At 60.1% G+C, this 19,566-nt stretch carries 13 protein-coding genes and 2 pseudogenes; 4 read left to right on the top strand and 11 right to left on the bottom strand.

Features of this window, described 5'->3' with window-relative positions:
- Positions 1 to 106 precede the first annotated feature (106 nt).
- Complete coding sequence (locus QCE79_RS01410) at positions 107 to 1,381, top strand: amino acid deaminase (protein WP_309841295.1); 1,275 nt, start codon at positions 107 to 109, stop codon at positions 1,379 to 1,381.
- Positions 1,382 to 1,385: 4 nt separating this feature from the next.
- On the opposite strand, the gene QCE79_RS01405 is transcribed toward QCE79_RS01410, so the two are convergent.
- Together QCE79_RS01405 and QCE79_RS01400 are read right to left on the bottom strand one after the other, a co-directional pair.
- Positions 1,386 to 1,865 carry a MarR family winged helix-turn-helix transcriptional regulator gene (locus QCE79_RS01405; RefSeq protein ID WP_250462921.1) on the bottom strand — a complete coding sequence of 160 codons (480 nt, stop codon included), beginning with the start codon at positions 1,863 to 1,865 and terminating at the stop codon, positions 1,386 to 1,388.
- A gap of 20 nt (positions 1,866 to 1,885) precedes the next feature.
- The gene (locus QCE79_RS01400; protein WP_309841291.1) at positions 1,886 to 3,481 is read right to left on the bottom strand and encodes an MDR family MFS transporter; all 1,596 of its coding nucleotides are present in this window, start codon (positions 3,479 to 3,481) and stop codon (positions 1,886 to 1,888) included.
- A 113-nt stretch (positions 3,482 to 3,594) separates the two neighbouring features.
- Here QCE79_RS01400 and QCE79_RS01395 point away from each other — a divergent pair.
- Positions 3,595 to 4,442 (top strand): annotated as a pseudogene (locus QCE79_RS01395) (EcsC family protein).
- Here QCE79_RS01395 and QCE79_RS01390 read toward each other — a convergent pair.
- The 3 genes and pseudogenes from QCE79_RS01390 to QCE79_RS01380 all read right to left on the bottom strand — a co-directional run bounded on the left by QCE79_RS01390 (position 4,412) and on the right by QCE79_RS01380 (position 7,198).
- A pseudogene (locus tag QCE79_RS01390) lies at positions 4,412 to 5,341 on the bottom strand (alpha/beta hydrolase). The pseudogenes QCE79_RS01395 and QCE79_RS01390 sit on opposite strands and share 31 nt — an antisense overlap.
- 31 nt (positions 5,342 to 5,372) lie before the next feature.
- On the bottom strand, positions 5,373 to 5,819 hold the full coding sequence (locus QCE79_RS01385) for a CHRD domain-containing protein (RefSeq protein ID WP_309841289.1): 447 nt from the start codon (positions 5,817 to 5,819) through the stop codon (positions 5,373 to 5,375).
- A gap of 194 nt (positions 5,820 to 6,013) precedes the next feature.
- Positions 6,014 to 7,198: a porin gene (locus QCE79_RS01380; protein WP_309841286.1), complete on the bottom strand. Its 1,185-nt coding sequence runs from the start codon at positions 7,196 to 7,198 to the stop codon at positions 6,014 to 6,016.
- Between the two features lie 437 nt (positions 7,199 to 7,635).
- Between QCE79_RS01380 and QCE79_RS01375 the strand changes: the two genes are divergently transcribed.
- Complete coding sequence (locus tag QCE79_RS01375) at positions 7,636 to 8,571, top strand: LysR family transcriptional regulator (RefSeq protein ID WP_309841284.1); 936 nt, start codon at positions 7,636 to 7,638, stop codon at positions 8,569 to 8,571.
- Positions 8,572 to 8,626: 55 nt separating this feature from the next.
- On the opposite strand, the gene QCE79_RS01370 is transcribed toward QCE79_RS01375, so the two are convergent.
- The 6 genes from QCE79_RS01370 to QCE79_RS01345 all read right to left on the bottom strand — a co-directional run bounded on the left by QCE79_RS01370 (position 8,627) and on the right by QCE79_RS01345 (position 16,324).
- Positions 8,627 to 11,683 (bottom strand): ATP-binding protein, encoded by a 3,057-nt coding sequence (locus QCE79_RS01370; RefSeq protein ID WP_309841282.1) that lies wholly within the window; start codon positions 11,681 to 11,683, stop codon positions 8,627 to 8,629.
- 180 nt (positions 11,684 to 11,863) lie between these two features.
- The gene (locus QCE79_RS01365; protein WP_309841280.1) at positions 11,864 to 12,514 is read right to left on the bottom strand and encodes a response regulator transcription factor; all 651 of its coding nucleotides are present in this window, start codon (positions 12,512 to 12,514) and stop codon (positions 11,864 to 11,866) included.
- A gap of 89 nt (positions 12,515 to 12,603) precedes the next feature.
- Positions 12,604 to 13,284, bottom strand: coding sequence for a response regulator transcription factor (locus tag QCE79_RS01360; protein ID WP_250525353.1), 681 nt, complete (start codon positions 13,282 to 13,284; stop codon positions 12,604 to 12,606).
- Between the two features lie 120 nt (positions 13,285 to 13,404).
- Positions 13,405 to 14,052, bottom strand: a complete 648-nt coding sequence (locus QCE79_RS01355) for a response regulator transcription factor (protein ID WP_250508536.1) — start codon at positions 14,050 to 14,052, stop codon at positions 13,405 to 13,407.
- Positions 14,053 to 14,473: 421 nt separating this feature from the next.
- Positions 14,474 to 15,004 (bottom strand): single-stranded DNA-binding protein, encoded by a 531-nt coding sequence (locus tag QCE79_RS01350; protein WP_250525351.1) that lies wholly within the window; start codon positions 15,002 to 15,004, stop codon positions 14,474 to 14,476.
- Positions 15,005 to 15,121: 117 nt separating this feature from the next.
- A complete protein-coding gene (locus tag QCE79_RS01345; RefSeq protein WP_250462885.1) occupies positions 15,122 to 16,324 on the bottom strand; it encodes an MFS transporter in 1,203 nt (400 codons plus the stop codon).
- 358 nt (positions 16,325 to 16,682) lie between these two features.
- On the opposite strand from QCE79_RS01345, the gene uvrA reads away from it, so the two are divergent.
- Positions 16,683 to 19,556, top strand: a complete 2,874-nt coding sequence (uvrA, locus tag QCE79_RS01340) for an excinuclease ABC subunit UvrA (protein ID WP_250462882.1) — start codon at positions 16,683 to 16,685, stop codon at positions 19,554 to 19,556.
- The last annotated feature ends 10 nt before the right edge of the window (positions 19,557 to 19,566 follow it).

The raw sequence follows: 19,566 nt of genomic DNA, 5'->3' as shown, positions 1-19,566 counted from the left end.
ATAACATTTCAACGAGAATGCTACTTTGGTAACATGATGCCGTCAACCGCGACGCCATTTTAAGTACCGACAGAATCTATTCATCCGGACGATGGAGTAGCAGCACATGAAAGTTACAAACTATCAGAACGCGACAATCGACCCGTTTGGCAAGGGTCTCGGCATGGTGCCGGGCACGGGCATCAATCTGACGGACGCGGCTCGTCTGCAATGGAACCTGCTCGAAGAGGACGTGAGCTTGCCTGCCGCCGTGCTGTATGCAGAGCGCATCGAACACAATTTGAAGTGGATGCAGGCGTTCGTCGAAGAGTACGGCGTGAAACTCGCCCCGCACGGCAAGACCACCATGGCGCCGCAACTCTTTCGCCGCCAACTCGACACCGGCGCGTGGGGCATCACGCTTGCCACGGCGCATCAGGTGCGCGCGGCGTATCGCGGCGGCGTGTATCGCATCCTGCTGGCGAATCAGCTCGTCGGCAAACGCAACATGGGCATGATCGCCGAGCTGCTGACGGACCCGAACTTCGAGTTCTTCTGTCTCGTCGATTCAGCGGATGGCGTCGATCAACTGGGCGCATTCTTCAGCGACGTGCACAAGAAGCTGAACGTGCTGATCGAACTCGGCGTGCCGGGCGGACGCACGGGGGTGCGCGACGACGCGCAGCGCGAAGCCGTGCTCGCGGCCATCGCGCGCTGGCCGGGCACGATCGAACTGGCGGGAATCGAACTATACGAAGGCGTCTTGCAGGACGAATCGAAGGTACGCGACTTTTTGAAGAGCGCCGTCGACACCACCCGCGCTCTGATCGATGCTGGCAAGATCGCGCGCAAGCCGGCGATTCTCTCGGGCGCGGGATCGGCATGGTACGACGTCGTCGCCGACGAATTCGCCAAGGCGAATAGCGACGCCGTTGAAGTCGTACTGCGTCCCGGCTGCTATCTGACGCACGACGTCGGCATCTACAAGAAAGCGCAGAACGAAATCTTCGCGCGCAATCCCATCGCGAAGAAGATGGGGCAAGGGCTTAAACCCGCGCTGCAATTGTGGGCGTACGTGCAGTCCATTCCCGAGCCGGACCGCGCGATCATCGGGCTCGGCAAGCGCGATTCCGCATTCGACGCGGGCTTGCCGGAACCGGCGAAGCATTTTCGTCCGGGCACGGAAGCGCCACGCGATATCTCGACGGCTGAAGGCTGGGAAATTTTCGGCCTGATGGACCAGCACGCTTACTTGCGCATCAAGCCCGGCGATGACCTCAAGGTCGGCGACATGATCGCCTTCGACATCTCGCACCCGTGTCTCACGTTCGACAAGTGGCGTCAGGTGCTCGTGGTCGATCCTAAATACCGCGTCACCGAAGTGATCGAAACGTTCTTTTGACGCGTCAGGCTTTTTCGGCGGCGGTATCGACGAGTGCGGCGTTCGCCGCGTTTTGCACCGCGACTTCCTGAATGCGCGCTTCGAGCATATGAAGTGCGCCCGACAGCGCCTCGATGGCGTCGTCCGGCAACGATGCCATGGTGTCGTGCAGAAACGCCGTGCGGCGCGGCATGCCCTCTTCCGCCGCCGCGCGGCCTTGCGCTGTCAGCGCGACATTCGACACGCGATTGTCGCGGACATCCACGCTGCGCACGACCCAGCCGAGACCTTCCAGCGTCTTCAACTGACGAGTCAGCGCGCCCGGGTCCACGCGCAGGCGTTCGACGAGTTTCTTCTGCGACACCTCGCCCTCGTGCTCATGCAAGGCGAACAGAATGCGCCAGCGCGGCATCGGCTGGCCGACGGCTGCTTCGAACGCCGACATGAAAGCGCGATACGTCCGCCCGAACTGCTGCACCACCGCGATACGTTCCTGTTCGTTCATGCTCTCGATTCCGTTGTAATTCATTCGGCGAGGATGACCGGTTCGAGCGTTCGTTTCAAGCGCACGGGCGGCACGCGGCGCGACTGCCAGAGCGAAACGACCGCGACGACGGCCGCGACCGCCAGGCCGATGTGGATCGCCGCCACCAGCGATTCGCGCGCGGATTCGAGCAGCATCGCGCCGTTATGACCCGCAGCCGCAAGCTGCGCGAGCAGCGTGTCCTGTCCTTCGCGATTGATGAGGATTTGCGGATCGGAAAGATCGCCGAGCCAGTGCATTGCGTGATCTCGTTCAAGCGCGAGGCTCACGCCGCTCGCGTACAGATGGCTCACGAGCGTGCCGGTCAATGCCGTGCCGATCATCCCGCCGATCATGCGTAGCGATTGCAACAATGCCGTCGCAATTCCCAGATGCTGACGTCCCGCGGTCTGTTGCGCGAACACGGTGAGGTTCGGCATGACGAAGCCCAGCCCGAGCCCGCCCATCAGCATGACGACGAGCAGCATGGAACGCGGCATCGTATGCGTGGCGATCACCACGCCGAAACACGACGCGGCGAGAAACGCGAAACCCACGTACAGCATGAGATTCGCGTTCTTCAAACGCGTCACGATTCGTCCGTTCACGATACTGCCAATGGTAATGAACACGACGAGCGGCGTGATCATCATGCCCGCGTCTTTCGGCGACATGCCGAAGCCGCCCTGGAACAGCAGCGGCGCGTAAAACAGCAGCGAGAACATGGTGAAGCCGCCGAGAATCGCCAGCGTGAACAGTGCGGCGAGGCTCTTGTTGCGGAACATGTCGACGGGAAGAATCGCGTAGCTGCAACGCAGTTCCCACTTCCACAGGCTGTAGGACGCCACGATGGCCACCGCCAACAGCATCGCCGTCTCGACACTGATGCCGTGCTTCGGCAACATCTCGACGAACAATTGCAGCGCGCCGAGCGCAACCGCGATCAGCGCGGCGCCGGGCCAGTCGAGCCGCATCTTGCCTTCGTGCGCCACATGCCGCAGATGCGGCAAAAAGCGCCAGACGAAGAACAGCGACAGCACGCCGACGGGCAAATTCACGTAGAACACCGAGCGCCAGCCGTAATACTGCGTGAGAATCCCGCCGAGCGAAGGGCCGACCGCATTGGCGATGCCGAAAGCGGAACTCATCAGCACCTGCCAGCGCAGGCGCACGACCGAATCCGGGAACAGATCCGCGATGCACGCGAACGCGGTGCCAACCAGCATCCCGCCGCCGATGCCCTGCAAACCGCGCGCGAGCACCAAAAACATCATGCTGTTGGCGAGTCCGCACAACACGGACGCCACCGTGAACACGATAATCGAAGCGATCACGAAGGGTTTGCGACCGTAGTAGTCACCGAGCCGCCCGAAAATAGGCACGGTAATGACGGAGGTCAGCAGATAGGAGGTCGCGACCCAGGCGTAGAGATCGAAGCCTTTGAGTTCGGCCACGATAGTAGGCAGCGCGGTGCCCACGACGGTCTGGTCCAGCGCGACGAGCATGGTGACGAAAGAGATGCCCAACATCGCCATGAGCGATTCGCGGAAGGGCAAGACCTGTCCGCTGGAGTGATGCGCGGCTGTGTGAACGGCCATTTTTGTGGACGCAATTATTGACGAGTCAAAGAATGGGGAATCATAGCACGCTCGCGTGCTCTAAGCCGTGTGGCCCACCGCTCTCTTCATGCACGTTCCCGGACATTTTTCGTATGCAACCGACGCCCATCATCACTTCGCCGCTTACTGCCGAAGATTTCACCGCTCTGTCCCGCGCGAAGGAGCGCTCGAAAGCCCTTCGCTCACGATGAAACTGGCGAGCGTGGTCGGCGCGCCGATCGAAAAACTCATGGGACGGCTTCCAGCCTCGGCCCAGGGGAAAGTCGACGAAGCCACGCAAGTCGCGCTCAAGAAATGCCTGCAGCTTGCGCTGCGCACGCTCGGCAACAGCGCGCCGTCCGACTCGCTGCTCGCGCCGCCGCCGGACAAACCGCGCAATCTGATGCACAAACTCGCCGTCGCGACGACGGGTGCGGCGGGCGGCGCATTCGGCTTGTTTGCGTTGCCCGTCGAGTTGCCCGTCACGACCACGTTGATGTTTCGCTCGATTTGCGACATCGCGCGCAGCGAAGGCGAGGACGTGCATCGCGTGGAGACGCAGTTGCAATGCATGATGGTGCTCGGCATGGGCGGCACCCACAAAGACGACGATAACGCCGACATCGGCTATTTCATCGTTCGCGGCGCGCTCGCGCAGTCCATCTCGCGCGCGACCAACGAAATCGCGGCCAAGGGATTGAGCAGTCATGGCTCGACCGCGTTGCTCAAATTCTTGCAGACCATCGCGTCGCGCTTCTCGGTGCAGGTCAGCGAGCAGGTCGCGGCCAAGTCGATTCCGGCCATCGGCGCGGTTCTCGGCGCCATGGTCAACACCGTGTTCATCGACCATTTTCAGCAGATGGCGCTCGGACACTTCACTGTGCGCAGACTCGAACGGCAATACGGAACGGCGGCGGTCGAGCGCGCGTATCAGACCATCGAGGTGATCGGCGGGCGCTGAGCGTTGCCGGCGCTCGTCGTGGTCGATATGAAACGCGCGGCTTGCGTGAGCGCATCGCGCGCTTCGGGCATGAATGGCGCCCAGATCTGGAAAATATGCGGGACGTTGCGCCAGATTTGCAATTGCAAGTCCACGTTGGTTTCGCGCGCTATCTTCGCGACGCGCGTGGCATCGTCGAGAAGCAATTCCGTGTCGCCTGCTTGAATCAGGAGCGGCGGCAGGCCTCGATAATCGCCGAAAAGCGGTGACGCGTAGGGATCACGCGAATCGGCATCGCCGAGATAGAGCGCGGCCACGCGCGGGAAGACCGATGCGTGGAACATCGGGTCACGGCCTTCGTTTGCTTGCATCGACGCGCCGCCGCAGGTCAGGTCGGTCCACGGCGAAAACAGCACCGCGCCGGCGGGCAATGGAACCCGCGCATCGCGAAGCGCGAGCAATGTGGCGAGCGTGAGGCCACCGCCGGCCGAATCGCCCGCAATGACGATCGATTTTGCATCGATGCCCGACGCGAGCAGGCGGCGGTAAGCGGCAACGGCGTCGTCGAGCGCGGCCGGAAAGCGATGCTCGGGAGCCAGCCGGTAATCGAGCGAAAACACGTCGGCATCCGCACGCGTCGCAAGACCGAACGTGATCGCTCGATGACTGCGCGGCGAGCAAAAGTAATAGCCGCCGCCGTGGAGATAAAACACCGTTCGTCGATCACGCGCGGCGCTCTCGCGGTGCAACCATTCGCCATCCGGCTCGATATCGAGTCGCCATCCCTTCGGTACACGCGGCAACCAGATTCAGCGCGATGCGTAGGTCCGCGCGCGCTCGACATCGAGTGTCGGCTTCGCCGTTTCCGGCCGCATTTGCCGCTTGAGCAGCCAGCATGCGAACGCGCTTTGCCAACTCATCGTAGCGGGCTCAGGCTTTGAGTCGAGCCGATCAGTTCGATGGCATCACCTGACCGCGAATCTCGCCGGTCGGGTTTTCCTGTGTGTGAATGTTGAAATACCATTGCCCGGCCATGAGGTCCGTGACCTGCTGCTCGGTGAGCGTGGCCCGACCTTTCATCGGACTGGCGAGCGCATGTTTGTCGGCGGGTACTTGCGGCTTCGCGTTCTGACCGACGGGCGCGGGACCGTGGAAGTGGGCCATCGTGACCGGGCCGGAAAGCTTGGCGTAAGTCGCGGTCCAGGTGATGACCTTGGTGTCGGTGTCGAACGTGGCGTCGAGCATGCCGTGGCCTTTGCTGACGCGCGGCGGGACTTCGCTCGATGGCTGCAGATTTGCCTTCAGCGCGATGGTATCGGCGAATGCCGCCGAGGATGCGAGCAACGTGAACATCATGGCTGCGATGCAGCGGACATGTGGTCTGCATGTCGGGATCATTCTGGCTCTCCTTGGTGACGGCCAAGCGCTTCGCTTTCATATCGTTGATGCGCTTACGGCATCGCCATGGTAGAGCATTCGGATGATCGATGTTTTCCAGCGTGCGCCGTTCACGCGCGCGAATGCAAAAAGGGCGCCGCGCGGCGCCCTTTTTTTCTACTGCTAGCTAGCTACTGCTTACAACTCAGCCCGCTTTAGAAGCGGTGACGGATACCAGCCGTCACGAGAACCTGACGGCTGCTCGACGATGCTGCTGCACCGCTGATTTGAGCCGACGGGTATTCGTTTTCCGGCAGACCGCTTGCAATTTGCATCACGCCTTCAGCGTAGACGTCCGTACGCTTGGACAACGCGTAGTCGGTCTGCAAGCCGAACTGGTGATAGCGAACGCGCGTGGATTCGCCCACGGCACCGAGCTTCTGGTTGGTGAACGTGTAGGCCGCACCCAGCGACAGCGCCGGCGTCAGAGCGTAACGAGCGTTTGCTTCGTAGTTGTTCGTGACGGCCGTGGCGTCGAAGTTGCTGCCGTCTTGACGAACTTGCGTCCACAGCAGGCCGAATTGCATAGCATTCGTCGAGTAGCTGGCGCCTGCGCCGAACGTACGTTGACGGATCGTGCCGAATGCGGCTTCTGCGGCCTCTGCCGGCTGACCGGCTGCTACAAAAGCGTCACCGACGACATGCGGAACGACCGTAGCACCGTTGATGGCGCCAGCGTTGTTGCTGTTGATACCATTTGCTTGCGTGTATGCAATGCCAGCCTTGATCGGGCCGTTAGCGTAGCCAGCACCCAGGCTGTACGCGCGATTCGCCGCGAAGCTGCCTGCCGAGTTCGAGAAGCCGTACTCGCCGCCGAACGTCAGACCAGCATAGTTGGCGCTCTGGAACTTGACCGAGTTGCTGAGACGGAAGTTGTTGCCGTCCAGGTTATCCAGGTTGTCCGGGTGCGCGAAGTACGTGCCGCCGAACGTGCCCGTTGCGCTCAAAGGACCGAGGTAGTCAGCCACGGCGTCGTTCTGACGACCCAACGTTACCGTGCCTTGGTTCGTCGAAATGCCGACATACGATTGGCGAGCAGCACCGGCGCCGCTACCGTTTGCCGGGTTGAAGCCGCTTTCCAGCCTGAAGACTGCCTTCATGCCGTTGCCCAGATCTTCAGCGCCCGTCAGGCCCCAACGGCTGTCTTGCACGTTGTTGCCAGTGACGCCCCATGCGCTTGCCTTGTTGTAGTCCGAACCCGGTGCCGAGCGCACGTTGTTCACGAACGTGAAACCTGCGTCCAACGTGCCGTACAGCGTGACGCTGCTTTGTGCGCTTGCAGCCGTGGCGAACGATGCAGCCAGAGCGGCCACTGCGGCTCCGATAAGATTCTTTTTCATGCGAATTCCTTTGATTGAGTCACGAGACTCGATGAGTTGCTTAAGGCCGCGGCGCGGCACATCTGGGATCGAAGCCCCGGAGAAAGCCTCACACCGATATTCGGCAGCCCAAAGTGTATGGCGCAGCTTTTTGCAGAGACCACCAAGGAACACGCAAAAGGTCTTTCGAATAAATCAAAAAATAGAATTTCAATATGACTTAACGCTTACACATCTGGTACTTACCCGAATGCTTTTTCTTTAACGAGATGGACCAGGCGCAGCATCGTTGCACACATGCGACAGTGGCTGACGAGCGACAGCGAGAAGACATCGGAGTCATCCTATTCACAAGATGTATCGGGCTACGTAACATCGCGCACGCGAGGCGGCACTCCTGCCCTCGCTGACTTCGTACCGATCACCCGCAGCTCACGCTTTCGTCAGGCCATCCGCTCATGAACCAATTACAGGCGATGCGCGTCTTCCTCAAAGTCGCGGAGACATCTTCTTTTGGCCGTGCGGCCGCAGCGCTCGATCTTTCGAACGCCGTGGTCACGCGCTATGTCTCGCTACTCGAAGCGCATCTCAATACCCGCTTGCTGAATCGCACGACACGAAGCGTGTCGCTGACTGAAGCGGGCAAGGAATACGCCGATGGCTGCCGAACAGTGATCGAACACGTCGAGAATATCGAGGCATCAGTAGCGAACAGTTCAGTCGATCCATCCGGAACACTCAAGCTCGTTGCATCGGCATCGTTTTCCTTGCTCGAACTCACGCCCATGCTGCGCGCTTATCGCGATCGCTATCCGAGCGTGAAGCTCAGCCTTACGCTGCTCCATCGGCCGGTCGATCTCGTCGATGAAGGCTTCGATGTCGGCATCGTCGTGCCGCATCTCGTCAATAGCGGCACGCTCATCAACCGGCCGCTTTTCAAGGTCGCCGCGGCACTCGTCGCATCGCCCGACTATCTCGCCCGCCGCGGCCTGCCGGCGCGGCCCGCCGCTCTCGTCAAACACGAGTTTCTCGCGCCGTCCACGGACATTCACGGATCGAAGTGGTCATTCACCAGTCCGACGGGTTCGCTCGAAGAAGTGTCGATCGACCCGTCGTACACGGTGAACAGTTCACCCATGTTGCGGCAGGCGGCGATATTGGGAATGGGCATTGCCGTATTGCCCGAGAGCTATGTCCGGCAGGACGTCGAAGCGGGCGCGCTCGTGCGCCTGCTGCCGGCCTACACGCTGAACGACGCGGACAAGGAAGTGTCGATCGTTTATCCGGGACGCAGACACGTATCGGCCAAGACGCGTTCATTCGTCGACTTTGCGCTGACGCATTTCCGGGACCGTGCGACGTCCGATTTCGGCGCGGCCGGTCTTTCCGACTAAAAGAAAAAAGCGCGAGGCGGTTTGATTCGCGTCGCGCTTTGATTGATTCGACCGCTTAAACGAGCTCGGCGCCTTGCGCCTCTATGCGTTCGAGCAATTGCCTGCAGCGAACGATCAACAGATTTCCGTCCCGTCGACGCATTGCAAGTGGCTTACTCGACAAGTCACGCCTGAATGTTTCCAGCGCATCAAGCAGCGGCCGATACTGCAAGACGCTCGCCGCCCCAGACACGCGATGATGCCATTCGCGCAAGTGTTCCACCGTGCCGCGTGCGAGCAGTGGTTCGAGCGCGGCGAGATCGTCGCGGAACGAGGACACGAAGGCATCGAGAAGCGCCTTGACGGTCGCCTCGCTGCCCCAAAGTTGCGCCATCGCGCCAAGGTCGATTTCGTCTTCTTCCGCGTGCCTTGCTTCGGCGCCGCCGACTGCCCGTCCTTCCGGTTCAGGCGCGATCGTGTCCTTCAACCACCACCGGTTAAGATGCTCGCGCAGCGTCGCGAGCCGAGTGGGCTTGATGAGGCAATCGTCCATACCCGCGTCGCGGCACATGGTGCGCTCCTCGGCCGCCGTGCTCGCGGTGATGCCGAGAATCGGCAGGCGGACCGCTGTTCCCGCTTCGTTGGCGCGCACGCGTCTCGTCAGTTCGTAGCCGGTCATGTTCGGCATATGGCAGTCCGTGATCAGAAAGCCGTAATGCGTTTGTTCGAGCGCCGCGAGCGCCTCGACGCCATCCTGCACAACATCGCAGGCGAACCCGAGCAACGAAAGCTGGTGGCGAATCAACTCCTGATTAACCGGATGATCCTCCGCCACGAGCACGAGCCTGCCGTTGCGCAAAGCAGCCTCGCGGTCGGGCACTTCCTTCTTCGGTTCGAGGCCCATCGTCGCGCGCGCCGCAATCTGCGGCATGCCGGTCAAGGCCGCGACGCAGGCAGCGCCAAGCCCTCGCCAAGAGATGGGATTGATGCTGACGCGAATATCGTCTTCAAGAATTCGATAACCAGTTGGCTTCGGCTTTTCCGTCGCGTGAATGACGCGCGAGCCGAACGGCAGCTTGTCCTTGTGCGTATCGCTTAGAAATACGATATCGACGCCTTCGAACGTCTCCAGAAGCATCAGGCTCGGGCTATCCGACGAAATGCGCTGAAGCACCAGACCGAGCGCCTGTCCGTAGTTCACCAACGCGTCGGCGACGCGATCTTCGTCGATCGCCACGATGCCTCTCCGGCCGCGCAAGCCGTCGATCTGATACTGCAAAGTCTCGACCGGCATTTCGAGGCGAAGCGTCATGGATGTGCCGACGCCTACTTCGCTCTGCAACGTTAGTGTGCCACCCATCAAATCCACGAGCCGATTGACGATAGTCAGTCCGAGGCCCGTACCGCCGAAGCGTCGAGTAGTGGACTTTTCCGCTTGCACGAACGGCTCGAAGAGACTCGCCTGCGCCTCGGACGCGATACCAATGCCCGTGTCCTTCACGCAGAGTTCGAGCAGCTGAGTGGACTCCGTCGATCCCACTTCCCGTACGTGCACAGCGACTTCACCAACACTGGTGAACTTGATCGCGTTGCTCATCAGGTTGAAGATGATCTGCCTCAGACGCACGCTGTCGCCCTGCACGGTAGCCGCCACTTCCGGCGCGACATTGACTCGCACTCGCAAGCCCTTTTCGTGTGCCCTGCCCGCCAGCAAGCCGACGGCGCTATCGACGAGTTCGCGCAAATCGATCGCGGTCGGTTCGATCGTCAGACGGCCTGCTTCGATCTTCGAATAGTCCAGGAGATCGTCGAGAATCTGAAGTAAAGCGCTGGCTGAATCCTGAATCATGCCGAGCATTTGCGACTGATCCGGATTGAGCGGCGTATTTTCGAACACTTCGACGAGACCCAGAACGCCGTTCATAGGCGTGCGGATCTCGTGGCTCATCATGGCGAGAAAATCGTCCTTCGCTCTCGATGCGGCTTCCGCGATATCTCTCGCCCGCGCAAGCTCTTCAGCGCGCGCGTGCTCGACGCTCGCATCCACCCAATATCCGCTCCAGACCACGGCGCCGTCGTCTTCGCAATGAGCGACGAGGTCTGCGCGAAACCAGCGCGTCACGCCGCCGACGACGGCTCGAAACTCCGTATGCAACGGCTCGAGCGTGAGCGATGACCGCTCGATTTCCGCCAGCAGGCGCACGCCGTCCTCGGAATTGACTTGACGCAATACCTTGAGCGGATCGTTAGCCAACGCTCCAAGATCGAGGCCAAGCAGTTGCCGCGTGTCGCCGTCGATATACGGAAGACTGTAAGCGCCATCGCGCGCACGCCGCAGTTGGAAGACGACAGCGGGAAGCGAGCGTGTAACATCGTGCAGGCGCCGTTCTGTGCGACGGGCGTGCATCTCGGCGTCGCGAATATCGGTAATGTCGATCATCGTGCCGACTACGCCTGCTCGCTCGCCGTCCGGTGCCAGAAATGCACCGGTCCAGAAGAGGCCGTAGCGCGACCTGCCGAACTCGTCGAAGAACTCGGCCTCGACTTCCTGACGCTTGCCCGTGGCGAGCGTGCAACCAGAGAGATCGTGCAGCAAACGGCTGTGCTTTGCTCCCCACGCGCCCACTTCGAGCGCCGTCTGTCCGACGATATCCGTCCTGCGAACGCCCAGGGCCTCCTCGAACGCACGGTTGACCGCGACGTAGCGATTGTCCATGTCCTTCGCGACAAGCGGATACGGCACGACTTCCATCATGGTCTGCTGGAAGCTCAACTGCGTCGCGAGTTGCTGTTCGATGGTGAGACGCTTTCGCATTTCCCGCTGCAACAGGACGAATGCACGAAGCGTGACGATCAAAACGGCCAGCACGCCAATGAGTGCAGGAAGCAGGCGCAGTGCGGTAACGCTCAGAACACGGGACGGCGCTGCCGAGACATAAACGTTCGAGAGCGCGTCGTTAGCGCGAAACATGAAGGCATCCGCATCGATAGGCGGAATGCTTTCTCTGGTGGGCGAGATTTCAGCCGCGGTCGCGCGCGCGTCAGGCGCGACACTATCCGCGCGCACCTCCGTGCAATACGGTGACAGGAGCACGACGAGCAAGAACCAGCAACGCACGACGACGGAACTCAAATCGAATCTCTCAAAGGTAGAAGTCGGCGTCGTTGAGAAGACACCGCATGGGAAATCTTGCGTACGCTGCAACACGGGCTGTCGCTGGCGCCGTCGAACAGTAAAGTCTGATACGCATCCGTTGGCGCAGACATCGGAACCGTCTTAAATAATTCTGATGACGCCAACCGTCCACTTCAGTCAGACGAGGCCCACCTGCCTGAAATACTCGACGAGATCGGCCTCCGAACTAAGACCCAGCTTCCGCATGCCACTGCGTTTCTGGGTAGCAATGGTTTTACTGCTTCGTCCGAATCGGCTTGCAATCTCGTGCACCACCATGCCACTGGCGTACAGCCGAAACACTTCCCACTCGCGCCGGCTCAATACGCCGACACATGCGGGCATGGTTTCTGGAAGGCTGCTCAACGCATCTATGGCAAGCGGCGAGGCGAACCGTCTGCCTGCGCTGATGGCCGCAATTGCGGTTTCGAGAGACTCCAGTCCGTCGCGCTTGTCGACCACACCGTCGACGCCCATTCGTATGAGTCCCGCTAGCATTCGAGCTTGTGAAAGCATGGTGATGACGACCAGCCTCGGCCGCTCGATCCGACTCGAAAAACGCCTCAGAAATGTGATGGAACTGCTCTCACCTTCCATCCCCTGCATTCCAATGTCAGAAAAGACGAAGTCACAAGCAGTCGAATCCAGCGCTTCGGCCAGCTCTTGGGTGTCGTGCGCCGTCGCCACTACTTCGACGGCGCCGTCCCGTTCGAGATAGCTCTTGATACCCTTCACGACAATTGGGTGATCATCGGCGATGATTGCCCTCAGCGGCATTCTTGTTTTCATTGGTCTCTTTTATTTTAGAAGCCGGCATGCCCTTCTAACGAGGGCAGTGCGTCTCCACGCCCGCCGGCAGTGCTGCTTGTAAGCGCGCGTCAGATCAGGTCCGTGTCCGCAACGAAGCGATACAGATCTGCGTCCGTGGACAGATCCAGCTTGCGCATGGCGGCGCATTTCTGAGCGCTGATAGTCTTTACGCTACGGCCCAGCTTCCTTGCGATCTCAGTCACGTTGGCACCGCGCGCATAGTTTTCAATGACTTCCATTTCCCGGCTAGTCAGTCTCTGCCGAATGAACAGAGCGTGACTTTCCGTATTTGCAATGGCCAAAGCACGGCGAATTGCCGGTCCGAGATAGGTCTCGTTGGCAATGACCGAGACGATCGCGACGTAGATGAGGTCAAGCCGGTCCTCTTTGCTGAGGAACGCGTGCGCGCCTGCGTCCAGCGCCTGCTTGATGAGCGTCGCGTTATCGGTGCGCGATAGCACGACGATGTGCACATTCGGATAAGTCGCAGAAATGTGCTGCACGAGTTGAACGCCGTCACCATGGCGCCCCCCCGGCATGAAGAAGTCGACGATGGCCACGTCGCATTCGCCGCGTGCCAGACACTCGTCGAGCTGCGTGGAATCGATGCTTCGACTCACCACTTCTACATTGGGAAAATTCCCAGCCAGCCGTTCGATAGCGAGAATGACGAGCGGATGATCGTCCGCTATTGCTAACCGAATTCTCCTGGCATGCGAGAACACTTGACCTTCATTCAATGATTCCATCACTTAAAACCTTCACGCGTTGAGCGAACTCAAGTTCATTCTTGACACCGATAAGAATCGGATACCGAAACATTAAAAAACATAAGATGCATCCGAATTCGAACTCACCACACCGATAACTCAGCCGAGTCCTTGAGCGCGTACAAACGCGAACAAACCCGGGTCGTTTCTAATTCCGAGCTTGTTCATCGCATCTCGCTTCTGTCGACTGATAGTGCGTACATCGCGGTTCAACGCTTTGGCGATTTCGGTGATCGTGCGACCCTTGGCAAACAAACGAACGACTTCTTCTTCCCGGGGCGAAAGCCGCGGTTCCTCCGGTGATGACTCGGTTTCGGCGCCCGCTTCCGCTAACGCGGTAACAAAAGACCCACTGACATAACGGCGATCGATTCCCGCATGGCGCACGGCAGTCGCCACGAGTTCAATAGCCTCCGCCTTATTCACGAGTCCGATGGCACCGGCATTCAGAATAGAACGAAGAATCGCGACATTACTGACGCTCGTCAGCACGACGATTTTGATGCTTGGCCACTCTTGCTTGACTCTACGAATCAGCCGTAAACCGTCTAGCGCGTCCGGCCCAGGCTCAGGCATGGCGAAATCCGTGACAAGCACGTCACATGGCGTCTTCGCGAGTTCGACCACGAGACTGCTCGCATTATTCGCCTCACCGACGACATCGATCCCCTCGTCGGCCTTGAAAAGCGCCTTTACGCCAAGGACCACGAAAGGATGATCGTCGGCCAGCACTACGCGAAGTTTCAAAGTCGCCCCTCTAAATGATGTTGTTGATTTTTAATTTGGTCAGAACGCATTTATTGCTTTATGCAATCAACGAAGTCTCTCTTCCGTTACGTTTGCTCGAACTCAATAAAATCGAGTAAACATCTGAAATCAATAAATGAATGCCTAAAAGCAGCGAGTAACTAAACGTTCTAAACTCGATGAATCAAAGTAGGACGCAAACAAGCCGCGCACCATAGGACTACTCCGATTAGGCTTCCAATGACTCCTTGTTGACGGGATTAAAGCCACCTATTCGCGATTAATCGGAAGCGTAATACGGCTGCGGGAATCGCGGAGAGCCTCGAAGTGATATTTCGGAAAGCGCCTTGCCGATTTGATAAAAAAGCCTCCGACAATTAATGCCAGAGGCTTAGTGTTTAAACGAATTTGTTGCGACTTGTCAGAACGGGATATCGTCGTCCATGTCTTCAAAACCGCCGCCCGCAGGTTGGCTCGGACGGCTCGATCCGCCACCCGCTCCACCGCCCGCAGCGCGCCCGCCTGCCGACGCGCGGCCGCCACCACCACCACCGCCGCCTGAACGCTCCATCGGCGCGCTGCGGCTGTAGCCGCCGTCATCGCCGCCGCCTGCTCCGCCGCGGCCACCGAGCATTTGCATCTGATCGGCAACGATCTCGGTCGAATAGCGCTCTTGCCCCGCCTGATCGGTCCACTTGCGCGTGCGAATGCGCCCTTCGATATACACCGACGAGCCCTTCTTCAAATACTCGTTCACGATCTCGGCAAGACGCCCGAAGAACGCCACGCGATGCCACTCCGTGAGTTCCTTCATCTCGCCAGACGACTTTTCCTTGTAACGGTCGGTCGTCGCGAGACGAATGTTGGCCACGGCGTCGCCGCTCGGAAGGTAGCGCGTTTCCGGGTCGGCGCCCAGATTGCCTACGAGAATGACCTTGTTGACAGATGCCATGATTTCTCCGGTAAATTCCTTGCCCACTAGCAGTTATGCGACGTTATCAGTTCAACCCTCTTCCACGGAAGAGGACGGGAAACATCGCACTGCCTCAATATGATTAATACAGATTCGCTACGCCGCGCGCTCGACCCTGCGCGGCGGCGCCTTCATTTTCGACGCGACGATCAACCATGCCAGCACCAGCGCCGAACACGAGAAGAACACCGCACTCGGGCCATCCAGCTTGAGCAGCCAGCCGCCGATGACGCCGCCAAGCGCGAGCCCGATGGACTGCGTCGTGTTGTACACCCCGGCGGCCGCGCCCTTGCGGGTGCCTGGCGCCAGCTTGGACACGAGCGAAGGTTGCGACGCCTCCAGCACGTTGAAGCCCAAGAAGTACACAAACAGGATCGCGGCCACAGACCATAGCGTATGGGGAGCCGCGCCTAATAACAACTGGCCGATCAGGATAAGAAAAATCGCACTCAACATGACCGCTTTCATCTTGCCGCGCTTCTCGGCAGCGATGATTGCCGGAACCATCATCACGAAAGCGAGGCCCATCACCGGAAGATAAATCTTCCAGTGCGAGGCGACCGGTAACCCGCCCGCTTCGAGAATGCGCGGCACGACGAGAAAGAGCGCGGTTTGGGTTGCGTGCAGCACCAGCACGCCGAAGTTCAGACGCAGCAACTCGACGTTGTGCAGCACCTCGGCGAATGGTGCCTTGACGTGAACCGGCGGCACGGGCGGGTCCGGCACGACCCACAGGACCACGCCGACCGCGACGATCGACAGCACGCCGATCACCGTGAACAGGCCGCTCATGCCGACCCAGTGGAACAGAATCGGTGCGCCAACGATAGCGACCGCGAACGAAACGCCGATGCTCGCGCCGACCATCGCCATGGCCTTGGTGCGATTTTCTTCTTCAGTCAGATCGGCGATGAACGCGATCACCGCCGACGACACCGCGCCCATGCCCTGAATCACACGTCCGGCGATGATCCACGCCATGGAGTGCCCTGCCGCCGCCACGAAGCTGCCGAGCGCGAACACGAGCAGGCCGAATGCGATCACGGGTTTGCGGCCCAGCTTGTCTGAAATCCAGCCATAGAAGATGTAGAGCATGGACTGCGTGACGCCGTAAGCGCCGAGCGCTATGCCCACGAGAAACACGTCATCGCCGCCAGGGATGGTTTTCGCGTAAATGGAAAACACCGGCATGATCATGAAGAGGCCGAGCATGCGCAGCGCGAAGATCGCGGCGAGCGACACGGTTGCGCGCAATTCCGGCGCGGACAAACGTGTGGACGTGGCAGACGGATTGGACATCAGGAACGGAAATGGGTGAGGGTCGCGACTGGCCTGACGCGTGGGGAGCGCGGCGCGGCCGCCTTGTTCTGGCTCGAAACGGCACTATATGCGACACACGGCGGCTCGCGCGCCGCACGACCTGCGGCCATTAACGCGAAGGCGCCTGGGAAACGGAAAAGCCGTTGGAAAGCCGCCGAGAAGCCTTGAGAGCCCCTGAGAGCCCCTGAGAGCCTTTTGGCACGGGCGCCGCACCCTGCAAAAGTCGTTATAGTAGCAGGTTTAGCCCCCTTACTTTGTCGTCCGGTAGTCGCAGGAAACCCCGCGCCACGACCTAAAAGACGCCCGAAAGACCCCCGAAAGAACCCGGAAGAGACTCGTGGAAGAAATTCGTATTCGTGGGGCTCGCACCCACAATTTGAAGAACGTCAATCTCGACTTGCCGCGTCACAAGCTGATTGTGATTACGGGGTTGTCCGGGTCGGGCAAGTCGTCGCTCGCATTCGATACGCTTTACGCCGAAGGTCAGCGCCGCTACGTCGAGAGCCTCTCGGCATACGCGCGGCAATTTCTGCAGCTGATGGAAAAGCCGGATGTCGATCTGATCGAAGGCCTCTCACCGGCCATTTCGATCGAACAAAAAGCCACCTCGCATAATCCGCGTTCGACGGTCGGCACCGTCACCGAGATTCACGATTATCTGCGTCTGCTGTTTGCGCGCGTCGGCACACCTTATTGCCCCGATCATCTGATTCCGCTCGAAGCGCAAAGCGTCTCGCAGATGGTCGATGCCGCGCTCGCGCTGCCCGAGGAAACCAAGCTGATGATCCTCGCGCCCGTCGTCGTGGATCGCAAGGGCGAGCACGTCGAATTATTCGAAGAGATGCAGGCGCAGGGCTTTATCCGCTTTCGCATTCGTTCGGGCGGCGGCACGGCGAACGAAGGCGTCGCGAAAATCTATGAAGTGGACTCGCTGCCGAAGCTCAAGAAGAACGACAAGCACACCATAGACGTGGTGATCGACCGGCTTAAAGTGCGCCCGGACATGAAGCAGCGCCTGGCGGAATCGTTCGAGACCGCGCTGCGTCTCGCCGACGGCCGCGCGATCGCGCTCGAAATGGATACCGAGAACGAAAAGCTCTTCAGCTCGAAGTTCGCGTGCCCGATCTGTTCGTACTCGCTGCCGGAACTGGAGCCGCGCCTTTTCTCGTTCAACAATCCGATGGGCGCATGCCCGGAATGCGACGGCTTGGGCCAGATCACGTTTTTCGATCCGAAGCGCGTGGTCGCGCATCCTTCGCTCTCGCTCGCGGCGGGCGCGGTGAAGGGCTGGGACCGGCGCAATCAGTTCTATTTTCAGATGCTGCAAAGTCTCGCGGCGTTCTACGAATACGACATCGACGCGCCGTTCGAGGAACTGCCGGAAAAGGTGCGCAAGACGCTTTTGTACGGTTCGGGCAAGCAGGTCATTCCGTTCTCGTACATCAACGAGCGCGGGCGCGCTTCGGTGAGAGAGCACGCATTCGAAGGCATTCTGCCGAATCTGGAGCGTCGTTATCGCGAAACGGACTCGGCCGCCGTGCGCGAGGAACTGGCGAAGTATCAAAACAATCAGGCGTGCCCGGCCTGCGAGGGCACGCGTCTGCGCCGCGAGGCGCGTTTCGTCAAAGTCGGTTCCGGCGATGACGCTCGCGGCATCTACGAAGTCAGCGGCTGGCCGTTGCGCGATACGCTCGGCTACTTCCAGACGCTGCGGCTCGACGGCGCGAAAGGTGAGATCGCGGACAAGGTGGTCAAGGAAATCGTCGCGCGGCTGTCGTTCCTGAATAACGTCGGGCTCGATTACCTGTCGCTCGAACGCAGCGCCGAAACGCTCTCGGGCGGCGAGGCGCAGCGCATCCGGCTCGCGTCGCAGATCGGCTCGGGCTTGACCGGCGTGATGTACGTGCTCGATGAGCCGTCCATCGGCCTGCATCAGCGCGACAACGACCGGCTCATCGCCACGCTCAAGCATCTGCGCGATATCGGCAACTCGGTGATCGTGGTCGAGCATGACGAAGACATGATCCGCATGGCCGATTACGTCGTCGACATGGGGCCGGGCGCGGGCGTGCATGGCGGCGTGATCGTCGCGCAAGGCACGCCGAATCAGGTGCAGAAAGACCCGAATTCGATCACGGGACAGTATTTGTCGGGCAAGCGGACTATCGGTTATCCGTCCGAGCGGACCGCGCCGGACGAGCGGCAGCTTCGTATTGTCGAGGCGTACGGCAATAATCTGAAGCGCGTGACGCTCGATTTGCCCGTCGGGCTTCTGACTTGCGTGACCGGCGTCTCGGGTTCGGGCAAGTCCACGCTCATCAACGACACGTTGCAACACGCGGTTGCCCAACATTTGTACGGATCATCGACCGAGCCCGCGCCGTATGAGTCCATCGAAGGTCTCGAACACTTCGACAAAGTGATCGCCGTCGATCAATCACCCATCGGCCGCACGCCGCGCTCGAACCCGGCCACTTATACCGGACTGTTTACGCCCATCCGCGAACTCTTCGCCGGCGTGCCGGCCGCGAAAGAGCGCGGTTACGATCCCGGCCGTTTTTCGTTCAACGTGAAGGGCGGACGCTGCGAGGCGTGTCAGGGCGATGGCGTCATCAAGGTCGAAATGCATTTTCTGCCGGATGTCTATGTGCCCTGCGACGTGTGCCACGGCAAGCGCTACAACCGCGAAACGCTCGACATTCAGTACAAGGGCAAGAACATCAGCGAAGTGCTCAACCTCACGGTGGAAGCCGCGCACGAGTTCTTCAAGCCGGTGCCGGTCGTCGCGCGCAAGCTGAAGACGCTGCTGGAAGTGGGCCTCGGTTATATCCGGCTCGGCCAGTCGGCGACCACGCTTTCGGGTGGCGAGGCACAGCGCGTCAAGCTTTCGCTGGAACTGAGCAAGCGCGACACCGGTCGGACTCTTTATATCCTCGATGAACCGACGACCGGTCTGCACTTCCACGACATCGCGCTTCTGCTCGAAGTGATCCACCGTCTGCGAGATCAGGGCAACACGGTCGTGATCATCGAGCATAATCTCGACGTGATCAAAACGGCGGATTGGGTCATCGACCTCGGTCCGGAAGGCGGCGCGGGCGGCGGCCAGATCATCGCTCAGGGAACACCCGAGCAGGTCGCGAAATCGAAAGCGAGCTTTACGGGCAGATATCTGGCACCCTTGCTGCAACGGCCCAAGTCGGCGGCGTAGCATGGTTGCG

Source organism: Caballeronia sp. LZ003 (genome assembly GCF_031451465.1).
Lineage (GTDB): Bacteria > Pseudomonadota > Gammaproteobacteria > Burkholderiales > Burkholderiaceae > Caballeronia.
Note: the sequence above shows the minus strand (reverse complement) of the source record. Positions and strands in the feature narration are given on the sequence as shown.